Genomic DNA, 12963 nt, shown 5'->3' with positions numbered 1-12963 from the left:
CGGCCAGGCGCCGGCCGGCGCCGCGGTGATCCCGCTGGCCTCGATGGCCGGCAGCGTTCCTGCGCAGCGGGTGCTCAGCGAGCGCCCGTTGCGGATCGCGCTGGTTGCCGGTGAAGCCTCCGGCGACCTGCTCGGTGCAGGCCTGGTGCGCGAATTGAAGGCGCGCTTCCCGAATGCCGAGTTCGCCGGCATCGGCGGCGACGCCATGCGCAGCGCTGGCTGCCAGACCTGGCACGATGCCAGCGAGCTGGCGGTGATGGGGCTGACCGAAGTGCTGCGCCACCTGCCGCGCCTGCTGAAGCTGCGCTCGGCGTTCCGCCAGCGTGCGCTGGACTGGCAGCCGGACGTGTTCATCGGCATCGACGCACCCGACTTCAACCTGGGCATCGAGCGCTGGCTGAAGCAGCGCGGCGTGCGCACCGTGCATTACGTCAGCCCCTCGGTCTGGGCCTGGCGCGAGAAGCGCGCCGAGAAGATCGGCAGCAGCGCCGACCTGGTGCTGTGCCTGTTCCCGATGGAGCCGCCGATCTATGCCAGGCACGGCATCGACGCGCGCTTCGTCGGCCACCCGATGGCCGATGACATTCCGCTGCAGGGCAACCGCGAGGAAGCGCGTGCCGCGCTCGGCTTGCCGACCTCGGCCAAGGTGCTCGCCGTGCTGCCGGGCAGCCGCCTGGGCGAGATCTCGCGCCTGGGCGAGCCGTTCTTCGAAGCGGCCTGGCAGGTTTCCGAGCGCATTCCCGGCCTGCACGTGGTGGTGCCTGCCGCCAATCCGGCCTGCAGGCAACTGATTGAAGAACAGCTGTCGCGCTCGGCGTTGCCGGTGGCCTACTCGCATGTACTGGATGGCCAGGCACGCAACGCGATGATCGCCGCTGACGTGGTGGTGCTGGCGTCGGGCACCGCGACCCTGGAAGCGATGCTGGTGAAGCGGCCGATGGTGGTCGGGTACCGCGTCAACGAGCTGACCTATCGCCTGGTGAAGGCGCTTGGGCTGATCAAGGTCGACCGCTTTGCCCTGCCCAACATCCTGGCCGGCCAGGACCTGGCGCCGGAACTGATGCAGCACGACTGCACGCCGGACCGGCTGGCCGCGGCCATCCAGCAGTGGTTTGACCACCCGCAGCGGGTGACCGATCTGCAGGATACCTACGTGCGCCTGCACGAACGCCTGCGCCGCAACGCCTCGGCGCGTGCCGCCGACGCCGTCGGCGAACTGCTGATGCGCGACCAGGCACAGCCATGAGCCGCCGTCATGCCGCCGCAGGCAGCCTGACCCTGTTCGACGGTGTGGCCGTGGTCGAGCCGGAGCGTCTGGTGGCCGGCGTCGACGAGGCCGGCCGTGGCCCGCTGGCCGGGCCGGTGGCAGTGGCGGCGGTGGTGTTCGACCCGTCGCGGCCACGCATCAACGGCCTCGACGACTCCAAGCAGCTGACGGCGGCACGCCGTGAACAGCTGCATGACCGCATCATCGAGCGTGCGCTGGCCTGGCACGTGGTGCTGGTGGACGTGGACACCATCGACCGCCTGAACATCTACCAGGCCACCCTGCAGGGCATGCGCGAGGTGGTGGCAGCGGTCGCCCACGTGGCCGGCTTCGCCCGCATCGACGGCAACGTGGTGCCCAAGGGCCTGGTGCTGCCGGCCCAGGCGCTGATCGGTGGCGATGGCATCGACCGCGCGATCATGGCGGCGTCGATCCTGGCCAAGGTCTCGCGCGACCGTTACATGCAGGACGTCCACGCCCGCCACCCGCAGTACGGCTTCGAGCAGCACAAGGGCTATGGCACGCCGGCCCACCTGGCCGCCCTGCGTGAACACGGCCCCTGCACGGAGCATCGACGCAGCTTCGCCCCGGTACGTGAGTGCCTGGACACCACCCGCGCCCCCGCGATCGCCTGAACGGCCGCCGACAGCGACAAGCCGTGCGGTGAGGAGTGCCCCCGAGCCGGGGGGACGCGCCAGCGACCCGGGGGTGTGGAAGCACGGCAGGACAGGGCCCGCGGCTCGCCTGCGAACCGTGGCAAGCGATAGCGCGAATGCGATATCGCGTGCCGTCAAGAGCTTGTCGCCGCCCCCTGCCCTCGCTACCCTGACCGGGCACTCCAGCGCTTCCGACCCCGGCGACGAACCTCCGTCAGCACCCGGGGCCCGCGCGCTCCAACCTGGTCCGGCATGTCCAACTCCCGCTTCGTACATCTCCACGTCCACACCGAGTTCTCGCTGGCGGACTCGACCATCCGCGTGCCGGCCAAGCCGGACCAGGCGGACCCGAAGAAGGCCAAGCAGGCCAACCTGCTGTCGCGCTCGGTCGAACTCGGCCTGCCTGCGCTGGCGGTGACCGACCTCAACAACCTGTTCGCCCTGGTCAAGTTCTACAAGGCCGCCGAAGGCGTCGGCATCAAGCCGATCGCCGGTGCCGACGTGCTGATCGCCGAGGAAGGCCAGGACCCATGGCGGATGACCCTGCTGTGCCGGGATCGCGAGGGTTACCTGAGCCTGTCGCGGCTGCTGACCCGCGCCTGGATGGAAGGTCATCGCCCCGAAGGCGGCGTGGCCATCCACCCGGACTGGCTGAAGGCCGGCAACGCCAACCTGTTCGCGCTGGCCGGGCGCCAGAGCCTGGCCGGGCGCCTGGCGCTGGACGGCAAGCATGAGCTGGCCGAGCAGCAGCTGGCCGACTGGCAGCGCGTGTTCGGCGATGGCCTGCACCTGGAGCTGACCCGCACCGGCCGCGAGGGCGAGGAGACCTTCAACCAGTTCGCGCTGATGGCCGCCGGCCAGCGTGGCCTGCCGGTGGTGGCCAGCAATGACGTGCGCTTCCTGTCGCCGTCCGACTTCAGCGCGCACGAAGCGCGCGTGTGCATTTCCACCGGCCGCGTGCTGGACGATCCCAAGCGCCCGCGCGAGTACAGCGACCAGCAGTACCTGAAGTCGGCCGAAGAAATGTGCGCGCTGTTCGCCGACATTCCCGATGCCATCGACAACACGCTGGCGCTGGCCGAGCGCTGCAACATCGAGATGCGGCTGGGTACCTACTTCCTGCCCAACTACCCGGTGCCCGACGACGAGACCCTGGACACCTGGATCCAGAAGATGTCGCGTGATGGCCTGGAAGAGCGCCTGGAGAAGAATCCGCTGGCGCCGGGCAAGACCCGCGAAGACTACTTCGAGCGCCTGGAGTTCGAGCTCGACACCATCATCAAGATGGGCTTCCCCGGCTACTTCCTGATCGTGGCCGACTTCATCCAGTGGGGCAAGAACCAGGGCATTCCGATCGGCCCCGGCCGTGGTTCGGGTGCCGGCTCGCTGGTGGCATGGGCGCTGAAGATCACCGACCTGGATCCGCTGCCGTACAACCTGCTGTTCGAGCGCTTCCTGAACCCCGAACGCGTGTCGATGCCCGACTTCGACATCGACTTCTGCATGGACCGCCGCGACGAGGTGATCGACTACGTTGCGCGCAAGTACGGGCGCGAACGCGTCAGCCAGATCATCACCTACGGCACCATGGCCGCCAAGGCGGTGGTGCGCGACTCCGGCCGCGTGCTCGGTTTCCCGTACGGCCTGGTGGACGGCGTCTCCAAGCTGATTCCGAACATCCTGGGCATCCACCTCAAGGATGCGCTGGGCAAGGGCAAGGAAGGCCCCAGCTCGGAAATGGCCTCGGCCGAACTGATCCAGCGTTACGAGACCGAGGACGATGTCCGCGACCTGATCGACCTGGCGCTGCAGCTGGAGGACCTGACCCGCAACGCCGGCAAGCATGCCGGTGGCGTGGTGATCGGGCCCGAGCCACTGAGCGAGTTCTGCCCGCTGTACGCCGAACATGACGAGAACGGGCTCGGCAAGAACCCGGTCACCCAGTTCGACAAGAACGACGTGGAAGAAGTGGGCCTGGTGAAGTTCGACTTCCTCGGCCTGCGCACGCTGACCATCATCGACTGGGCAGTGAAGGCGATCAACAAGCGCCACGAACGCGCGGGCATCCCGCCGGTCGACATCGCCGCGATCCCGCTCGACGATGCGCCTACCTACAAGGACATCTTCGCCAACGGCAACACCGGCGCGGTGTTCCAGTTCGAATCCTCCGGCATGCGCCGCCTGCTGAAGGATGCGCGCCCCGACCGCTTCGAAGACCTGATCGCGCTGGTGTCGCTGTACCGCCCCGGCCCGATGGACCTGATTCCTTCGTTCAACGCGCGCAAGCACGGGCAGGAAGAGATCATCTATCCCGATCCGCGCACCGAAGCCATCCTGAAGGACACCTACGGCATCATGGTGTACCAGGAGCAGGTGATGCAGATGGCGCAGATCGTCGGCGGCTACTCGCTGGGCGGCGCCGACCTGCTGCGCCGCGCGATGGGCAAGAAGGTGCCGGCGGAAATGGCCAAGCACCGCGAGATCTTCCGCGAAGGTGCAGCCAAGGGCGGCGTCGATGGCCCCAAGGCCGACGAAATCTTCGACCTGATGGAGAAGTTCGCCGGCTACGGCTTCAACAAGTCGCACGCCGCCGCCTACGCGCTGGTCAGCTACCAGACCGCATGGCTGAAGCGCCACTACCCGGCCGAGTTCATGGCGGCCACGCTGTCGTCCGATCTGGACAACACCGACAAGGTGGTCGGCTTCCTCGACGAAGTGCGCAACCTCGGCCTGACCGTACTGCCGCCCAAGGTGAACCAGTCGGCCTTCATGTTCGAAGCGGTGACGCCGGACACCATCCAGTACGGCCTCGGTGCGATCAAGGGCGTCGGCCAGGGCGCCTGCGAAGCGGTGGTCGAGGAACGACTCAAGGGCGGCCCGTTCAAGGACCTGCTCGACTTCTGCACGCGCGTTGGTTCGGCCAAGCTCAATCGCCGTACCCTGGAAGCGATGATCAACTGCGGTGCGCTGGACGAGCTCGGCCGCAACCGGGCCTCGCTGATGCTGCAGCTGCCGGAAGTGATCAAGGCCACCGACCAGATGGCGCGCGAACGTGCCTCCGGGCAGAACTCGCTGTTCGGCGGTCCCGACCCGAGCGCCGTGTCGATCCAGCTGGACCTGCCCGAGGCCGAAGAATGGCCGCTGCTGCAGCGCCTGAACGGCGAGCGCGACACGCTGGGCTTCTACCTGAGCGGCCACCCGTTCGATCCCTGGCGCGACGATGTGCGCGACCTGGTCGGCAACGACCTGGGTTCGGTGGAGAAGATCTGGAGCGCCAACAGCGGCGGCGGCGGCGGCGAAAAGCGCTGGCGGCCGGAAGTGCAGACCGTGCTGGCCGGCCAGGTGGTCGGCGTGCGCCGCAAGGGCGAGAGCCAGATCTTCATCCAGCTGGAAGATGGCCGCGGCCGCGTCGAGTGCAGCGCGTTCTCCGACGCGATGGCCGAGTTCGGCCACCTGATGACCAAGGACCGCATCCTGGTGGTCAAGGGCGGCCTGCGCGAGGACGAGTTCAACGGCGGCTTCGCGCTGCGCATCCGCCAGTGCTGGGACTTCGACGAAGTCTGCGCCAACTACGCCACACGGTTGTCGCTGCGGCTGGACCTGCGCCAGCAGCGCCCGGTCTGGGAGCGCATCGATGCGCTGCTCGACCGCCATCGCCCGGGGCGGACGCCACTGCGACTGGACCTGCTGCTGAAGGGGCCGCACGGCGGCGTCGCCGGCATGCTTGATGTGTCCGGGCAGAGCGCGGTGCGCATCGATTCCAAGCTGATGGAGGCGCTGCGCGCCGATCCTGCCGTGCGCACGCTGAAGGTGCGTTACAGCCCCCCCTGGGCCAGCTGAGGCTGGCTCCGTGGCTTTCCCGTTTCCGCGTTCCATGTATCAAGGACGATTGCCGATGAAGACCCTGCTGTTCCCGTTCGCCGCCGCACTGGCCCTGGCCGCCTGCTCCCCGTCGAAGATCGAGTTCCAGATCGACAACCCGACCGACACGCCGCTGGCGCTGAGCATCGACGGCCAGGACCTGCCGGTGGCCGCACACGGTTCGCGCCCGGTCTCGCTCGCTGTCGGCGAGCATCGCCTGCATACCGAAAAGCTCGGTGATGTGCGCTTCATCGTCTACGTCGACGGCCGTGGCGGCCTGATCAACCCGACCCTGAGCGAGTACGTGATCGCCCGCGAGGTCTATGTCACCGACGAGAGCAAGCTGAAGAACTTCGGCACCGGCAAGGCCGGCATCGAACTGGGCGGCGTCGACTTCGAAGGTCCCTTCGAGAAGCGCCACGACCTGTTCATCGACAAGACCTGGACCTACGGCGTGCGCGAGCCGTTCCCGAAGGAAAAGGTGGTGGCCCATGTCGATTCCAGCGGCGGCCAGATCGTGGCAAAGGTGTTCACCGCCCCGGACTTCATCACCTACGTCGAGGAAGGCATGGGCCAGCCCGGCGCGTTCAAGCGCGAACAGCCGGCCGGCTACGTCGCGCCGGCATTCAGCCTGGAGCCGGCCCCGGCCAGCCTGCCGGCCCTTGACCCCGCCTTCGAGGCGCATGCCGCGCCGCTGCGCGAGGTCTATGCGCGCTGGCTGAAGGCCACCACCGCCGATGAACAGAAGGCCCTGCGCAAGCAGGACTTCGACGCGCAGATGGCCTTCACCTCGGCCACCGCTACCCTCGGCGCCAACCTCGGCCGCGAGGCCAACGAGGCCTACAACGACTTCGTCTCCCAGCGCGGGCAGCTGATGGGCCGCAGCGCCCTGGTGGTGCCCTGAACTGACTGGCGCGCCCTGCCCGCCTGCGCTACCGTCGCCTTCCAGACGAAGGCGTACGGGTGGTTTGCACGCATTCGGCTAGAATTGCCCCCTTCTTTACACGACGGCTTCCGATGAATCCGAACTACCTCGACTTCGAGCAACCCATCGCCGACCTGGAAGCCAAGATCCAGGAGCTGCGCAACGCCAGCGCCGGGCCGGCGGTCAATGTCGAGGCGGAAGTGCATGCGCTGCAGGACAAGCTGCGCGTGCGCACCGCGCAGATCTTCCGCAACCTGACCTCGTGGCAGGTGCTGCAGCTGGCCCGCCACCCGTCGCGGCCATACACCGCCGACTACATCCGCATCATCTGCGATGAGTTCCAGGAGCTGGCCGGTGACCGCGCCTTCGCCGACGACAAGGCCATCATGGGCGGCCTGGCCCGCATCAATGGCCGCGCAGTGATGGTGATCGGCCACCAGAAGGGCCGCGACACCAAGGAAAAGATCAAGCGCAACTTCGGCATGCCCAAGCCGGAGGGTTACCGCAAGGCGCTGCGCCTGATGAAGATGGCCGAGCGCTTCGGCCTGCCGGTGCTGACCCTGATCGACACCGCGGGCGCCTGGCCGGGCATCGACGCCGAATCGCGCGGCCAGTCCGAAGCAATCGCGCGCAACCTGATCGAGATGGCCGAGCTGAAGGTGCCGATCATCTGCACCGTGATCGGTGAAGGCGGCTCCGGCGGCGCACTGGCGTTGGGCGTGGGCGACCGCACCGTCATGCTGGAATATGCGGTGTACTCGACCATCACCCCGGAAGGCTGCGCCTCGATCCTGTGGAAGGACGCCGGCAAGGCCAAGGAGGCGGCCGAGCAGCTGGGCCTGACCGCGCCGCGCCTGAAGAGCCTGGGCCTGGTCGACAAGGTCGTGCGCGAGCCGACCGGTGGCGCCCACCGCAATCCGACCCAGATGGCCAAGCGCCTGAAGGCGGTGCTGCTGAACGAACTGGATGCGCTGGACACGCTGTCCACCGAACAGCTGCTGGAACAGCGCTACACGCGCCTGCGCAGCTACGGCACGTACGAAGCAGCCTAAGCCCGGTAGTGCCGGGCGCTGGCCGGCAACACGAGGTGATTGCAGAAATGAAAGAGCCGGGCATTTGCCCGGCTCCTTCGTTTGCGCCCTGACAGCATCCACGCATGGCGTGGATCTACCGGGCGCAGGTGACCCCGCCTCAGAACGGCTTGGCCAGCACCAGCCACACGATGGGAATGAACGCCAGCAGCGGGATCTCGTTGATCCAGCGCAGCGCGCGCGACGACGGCAGCGCCCGGCCCTTGGCCACGCCCTTGAGCAGGCGACCGGTCCAGCCGAAATACACCAGCAGCAGCACCACCAGGCCCAGCTTGGCGTGCAGCCAACCGGCGCCGCCCGGAGCGACCATGGTCGGGAAATCGGGGATGACCTTGTAGCCCAGCCACAGCACCAGGCCGAGCAGGAACGCCAGCCCGAACATCGAGTGGCCGAAGCGGTACAGACGCAGGCCCATCAGCTGCAGGCGCTCGGTCACCGCTGGCTGGCCCGCGGTTTCAGCCAGGTTGACCAGGATGCGCGGCAGGTAGAACACCGTGGCCATCCACGCCACCACGAACACGATGTGGAAGGTCTTGACCCAGTAGTAGCTCTGCATGCGCTCGCTCCGGCGGCTGGCGTAGGTTGGCGGCCATTCTCGCATGCCGTGGCGAAGCCGCCGCAGCCACGCATGCCGCGACACATCGACGCATGGCGCGTCGCAACACCGTACGATAGGCGCCGTTTTCCCCCGATCGCGCACCGCCCCATGGACAAGACCTACGATGCCGCCTACTTCCAACGCTGGTACCGCCGTGCCGACATCGGCGGCAGCGCCCGCCTGGCGCGGAAGGTCGCATTGGCCGTGGCCAGCGCCGAGTACTACCTGGAGCGGCCGATCCGCAGCGTGCTGGACATCGGCTGCGGTGAAGGCGCCTGGCGCGCGCCGCTGCTGAAGCTGCGTCCGAAGGTCGAATACCTTGGCTTCGACAGCAGCGAGTACGCTGTGCGCCGCTACGGCAGGACCCGCAACCTGCACCTGGCGCGCTTCGGCGATTTCGCCTGGCTGCGGCCCTGCGCCCCGGTCGACCTGCTGGTCTGCTCGGACGTGATGCATTACGTGCCCAACCGTGAACTGCGCGCCGGCCTGGCCGGCCTGGCCGAGCTGACCGGCGGGGTGGCCTTCCTGGAGACCTTCGCCGCCGAGGACGCGTTCGAGGGCGACCACGACGGCTTCCAGGCGCGCCCGGCGCGCTGGTACCGGCGTGAACTGACCCGCCAGGGCCTGCAGCCGGTAGGGTCGCACTGCTGGCTCGGCCCCGCCCTGGCAGGCGATGCCGCCGCGCTGGAACGGATGTGAATCCGGATTCATTATTTTCAGCCGACTTAACCTGCGGGACACCCGGATGGGATATGCTGCGCGGCAACATATGACCATACATATTCGGTCGTCATGCTCTATCAACTGCACGAACTGACCCGCAACCTGCTCGCCCCGTGGGTGCACCAGGCCCAGGCCAACGCCAAGTTCTTCGCCAACCCGGGCCACTGGTGGTCGCAGATGCCCGGTGCCGATCGCCTGGCGGCGGTCAATGAACTCTTCCATCGCATCGGCAAGGATTACGAGAAGCCCGAGTGGGGCATCAACGAAATCGAGGTCGAAGGCGAGCGCGTGCCGATCGTCGTGCACGAGGAAGTGAGCAAGCCGTTCTGCAAGCTGCTGCGCTTCAAGCGCCACAGCAATGAAGCCGACCAGCTGCACACCATGCTCAACCAGCCGTTCGTGCTGGTGGTGGCGCCGCTGTCGGGCCACCACGCCACGCTGCTGCGCGACACCGTGCGTACGCTGCTGCGCGACCACCGCGTGTACGTCACCGACTGGGTCGACGCGCGCATGGTGCCGTCCAGCGAAGGCGAGTTCGGGTTGGATGACTACATCGCCTACATCCAGGAGTTCATCCGCCACCTCGGCGTCGAACGCCTGCACGTGGTGAGCGTGTGCCAGCCGACCGTACCGGTGCTGGCCGCGGTTTCACTGATGGCCAGCCGTGGCGAACCGACGCCGCGCACGCTGGTGATGATGGGTGGCCCGATCGATGCGCGCTGCAGCCCGACCGCAGTGAACAACCTGGCCACGCAGAACCCGCTGTCGTGGTTCGAGAACAACGTCATCCACACCGTGCCGGCCAGCTATCCGGGTGTCGGTCGTCGCGTGTACCCGGGCTTCCTGCAGCACGCCGGCTTCCTGTCGATGAACCCGAGCCGCCACTTCAGCTCGCACTGGGATTTCTACACCGACCTGGTCAAGGGCGACCTGGAAGACGCCGACGCGCACCGTCGTTTCTACGACGAGTACAACGCGGTGCTGGACATGCCGGCCAAGTACTACCTGGACACCATCCGCGTGGTGTTCCAGGACTTCCTGCTGCCGCGTGGCGAGTGGGTGGTGAACGGCGAGAAGGTCGATCCGTCGGCGATCCGCGATACCGCGCTGCTGAGCATCGAAGGCGAGCTGGACGACATCGCCGGCCTTGGCCAGACCGAGGCGGCGCAGGCGCTGTGCACCGGCATCGCGGCCGATCGCCGCGAGCATTTCATCGTCGAAGGTGCGGGGCACTACGGCATCTTCAGTGGCCGTCGCTGGCGCGAAGTGGTGTACCCGAAGGTGCGTGATTTCTTCGCCGCGCATGCCGAAGCACCGGCGGCGAAGGCTACGAAGAAGAAGAGCAACGTCACCCCGTTGCGCCGGAAAGCGGGTTGATTCCCGGCAGGGGTCGGAGCCCTTTCCAACGGAAAGGGATCCGACCCTTGGCCTGTTACAACCGCACCAGCAGGTTCTTGGCGATCAGCCCGTGCAGCTTGCCGATGCCACGGGCCATGTGCAGGGTCAGCACCAGCAGCAGCGCGCCGGCCGCGGCCAACGTGATCGCCACCAGCGGCGAGGCCGCCATCGGCAGTACATTCACGTCGTTGATGTACACGCCCGGGATGTCACCACTGAAGATCGCCGCGACCGGCGCCCAGATCAGGCTCAGCGACAGCGAGAGCAACGTCACCGCGATGGTGAAGTAGATGATGCCCAGCGGCAGCATCAGCACGAAGTACAGCAGGGTCAGCCAGGTGCGCCCGTCGGTGAACATGTCGCCGATGCGCTGCAGCCAGGTGCGGCTGCGGTCGGTGTAGCGCGGGCGGCGCGGCATGCGCTCGCCCAGCAACGCTTCCACCAGCCGACCTTCCAGCAGCGCCAGCCCGCGCACCGAGCCGAAGAACAGCACGGTCAGCGGAATGCCGACGATCAGGATCAGCAGGCCGAGCGACAGCGACAGGCCGGTCACCACCCAGGTGAAGAAGAAGATGCCCGTGGCCAGCGACAGCAGCATGTAGAACAGCGCGCCGTAGGTGTGCGGATCGGCCACCACGCCGAAGAAGCGCGCCAGCAGCGAACGCGGCACCGGTGCCGGCGGCGGTGCGGCCGGCTCGACGCCACTGGCTTCGGCCGCCGCACGCAGCACCGGCGCGGTGTCCGCACGCGGCGTGCGCAGCGCGCGATTCACCGTCACTTCGGTCTCGCGGTAGATCTCGGCCACTTCATCCGGGGCGCCATAGCTGCCGGCCACGTCGGCGATGACCTCGGCTTCGCTGCGGCCGGGCTGCGCCGCCAGCTCCGAGCGCAGGTATTCCTCGGCGTCATACAGCGCGTCCTGCACCATCGCCGGGTCGGCGCCTTCCAGCGCCGCCCGCAGCTGCGCCAGGTACTGCGGGATGGTCGTGGGCAGGGCGCGGCCTGCCAGGCTCGGGTCGTTCATTGCGGTACCCCCTCCAACACGGAATCGACGGAATCGCGGGTGGCCTGCCAGGCCTGGCGCCACTGCGCCAGCACTTCGCGGCCGCGTTCATTGATGCGGTAGTAGCGGCGCGGCGGACCGCTGCTGGACGGCTCCACGTGGCTTTCCAGCAGGCCGGCGCCCTCCAGGTTGCGCAGCACCGGGTACAGCGCACTCTGCTTGCCGCTCAGCACGCCCTCGCCCACCCGCTCCAGCTCCTTGGCAATGAGGTAGCCGTACAGCGGCTCCCCGGCCCGGGCCAGCACCGCCAGCAGGGCCAGCGATACCGTTCCGGCGCTGAGCTCCTTCTGGAACTTCTTCAGGTGGACATCGTCCTCGGACATGACCGGCCCTCCACTACGTTGAAGTCCACAGTAGTGCGAAGTTCGGTATAGCGAATGTGTCGTTAGTCACTCTGCCGGTTGGCGCGACTGCGCGGCTCGCGCAGAATCGAAGCCTCGTTCATGTTCCGGGGTTCCCATGCCGCACCGCCGTTGCCTTGCCCTGACCGCCCTCGCCCTGTCCTGCCTGCTGCCCGCCCTCGCCAGCGCGGCCACGCCCTACCGCAGCCCGCAGCAGATCCTCGACGCCTCGGCGGCCAGCGACTGGCGCACCCCGGAACCGGCCAACCTGCTGTACATGGACCTGCCGGCCGGTCGGGTCATCATCGAGCTGGCACCGCAGTTCGCACCGCGCCATGTCGCCAACATCCAGACCTTCGCCCACGAGCATTTCTGGGACGGCACCAGCATCTACCGCTCGCAGGACAACTTCGTGGTGCAGTTCGGCGATGCCGACGCCGATGACGCAGCCAAGGCCAAGCCGTTCGGCAGTGCCGCACGCACGCTGCCGGCCGAGTTCGAGCGGGCCAGCGCCGGCCTGAAGGTCAGCGTGCTGCCGGACCGTGATGGCTGGGCCGCGCAGACCGGTTTCGTCGACGGCTTCCCGGTCGGCCAGGACCCGCAGGCCGGCAAGGCCTGGCTGGCGCACTGCTACGGCATGCTAGGCGCGGGCCGCAGCAACGAAGAGGACAGCAGCATCGGCGCCGAACTGTACGTGGTGACCGGGCAGTCGCCGCGCCAGCTGGACCGCAACATCACCCTGGTCGGTCGCGTGCTGAAGGGCATGGAGCTGCTCAGCGCGACGCCGCGTGGGCCGGCGCCGATGGGCTTCTACACCGACCCGAAACTGCGTACCCCGATCGTATCGATCCGCCGCGCCAGCGACGTGCCGGCGGCCGAGCGCACGCCGATCCAGGTACTGCGTACCGACTCGAAGACCTTCGCCGATACGGTGGAGGCGCGGCGCAATCGCGTGGATGATTTCTACAAGCGTCCGGCCGGGCATATCGATCTGTGCAATATTCCGGTGCCGGTGCGGTGATGGTTTCCTGCGCGTGACG

The 12963-nt window shown here is 67.7% G+C and carries 11 protein-coding genes; 8 read left to right on the top strand and 3 right to left on the bottom strand.

Going from position 1 to position 12963, the window contains the following annotated elements:
* Positions 1-43: 43 nt before the first annotated feature.
* The 5 genes from lpxB to NSQ78_RS07255 all read left to right on the top strand — a co-directional run bounded on the left by lpxB (position 44) and on the right by NSQ78_RS07255 (position 7761).
* On the top strand, positions 44-1246 hold the full coding sequence (lpxB, locus tag NSQ78_RS07275; protein WP_049464408.1) for a lipid-A-disaccharide synthase: 1203 nt from the start codon (positions 44-46) through the stop codon (positions 1244-1246).
* Complete coding sequence (locus tag NSQ78_RS07270) at positions 1243-1902, top strand: ribonuclease HII (RefSeq protein WP_064237984.1); 660 nt, start codon at positions 1243-1245, stop codon at positions 1900-1902. Before lpxB ends, NSQ78_RS07270 begins: the two co-directional genes overlap by 4 nt.
* A 273-nt stretch (positions 1903-2175) precedes the next feature.
* The gene (dnaE, locus tag NSQ78_RS07265) at positions 2176-5763 is read left to right on the top strand and encodes a DNA polymerase III subunit alpha (protein ID WP_064237983.1); all 3588 of its coding nucleotides are present in this window, start codon (positions 2176-2178) and stop codon (positions 5761-5763) included.
* A gap of 55 nt (positions 5764-5818) precedes the next feature.
* A complete protein-coding gene (locus NSQ78_RS07260; protein WP_064237982.1) occupies positions 5819-6688 on the top strand; it encodes a hypothetical protein in 870 nt (289 codons plus the stop codon).
* 113 nt (positions 6689-6801) lie between these two features.
* Entirely contained in the window at positions 6802-7761 is a 960-nt protein-coding gene (locus NSQ78_RS07255) for an acetyl-CoA carboxylase carboxyltransferase subunit alpha (RefSeq protein ID WP_053462545.1), read from the top strand.
* Positions 7762-7900: 139 nt separating this feature from the next.
* Here NSQ78_RS07255 and NSQ78_RS07250 read toward each other — a convergent pair whose 3' ends face one another.
* On the bottom strand, positions 7901-8356 hold the full coding sequence (locus NSQ78_RS07250) for a CopD family protein (protein ID WP_049464381.1): 456 nt from the start codon (positions 8354-8356) through the stop codon (positions 7901-7903).
* 150 nt (positions 8357-8506) lie between these two features.
* On the opposite strand from NSQ78_RS07250, the gene NSQ78_RS07245 reads away from it, so the two are divergent.
* On the top strand, positions 8507-9097 hold the full coding sequence (locus tag NSQ78_RS07245; protein WP_057493532.1) for a class I SAM-dependent methyltransferase: 591 nt from the start codon (positions 8507-8509) through the stop codon (positions 9095-9097).
* A 93-nt stretch (positions 9098-9190) separates the two neighbouring features.
* On the top strand, positions 9191-10498 hold the full coding sequence (phaZ, locus tag NSQ78_RS07240; protein ID WP_064237981.1) for a polyhydroxyalkanoate depolymerase: 1308 nt from the start codon (positions 9191-9193) through the stop codon (positions 10496-10498).
* Positions 10499-10553: 55 nt separating this feature from the next.
* Here phaZ and NSQ78_RS07235 read toward each other — a convergent pair whose 3' ends face one another.
* A complete protein-coding gene (locus tag NSQ78_RS07235; protein WP_049464376.1) occupies positions 10554-11543 on the bottom strand; it encodes a sensor domain-containing protein in 990 nt (329 codons plus the stop codon).
* Positions 11540-11905 carry a PadR family transcriptional regulator gene (locus NSQ78_RS07230; RefSeq protein ID WP_004150914.1) on the bottom strand — a complete coding sequence of 122 codons (366 nt, stop codon included), beginning with the start codon at positions 11903-11905 and terminating at the stop codon, positions 11540-11542. The genes NSQ78_RS07235 and NSQ78_RS07230 overlap by 4 nt, the downstream gene beginning before the upstream one ends.
* Before the next feature lie 136 nt (positions 11906-12041).
* Between NSQ78_RS07230 and NSQ78_RS07225 the strand changes: the two genes are divergently transcribed.
* Complete coding sequence (locus NSQ78_RS07225; protein ID WP_064237980.1) at positions 12042-12944, top strand: peptidylprolyl isomerase; 903 nt, start codon at positions 12042-12044, stop codon at positions 12942-12944.
* Positions 12945-12963: the final 19 nt, after the last annotated feature.

Source organism: Stenotrophomonas sp. FSL W7-1447 (assembly GCF_037966425.1).
Taxonomy (GTDB): Bacteria; Pseudomonadota; Gammaproteobacteria; order Xanthomonadales; family Xanthomonadaceae; genus Stenotrophomonas; species Stenotrophomonas pavanii.
Note: the sequence above shows the minus strand (reverse complement) of the source record. Positions and strands in the feature narration are given on the sequence as shown.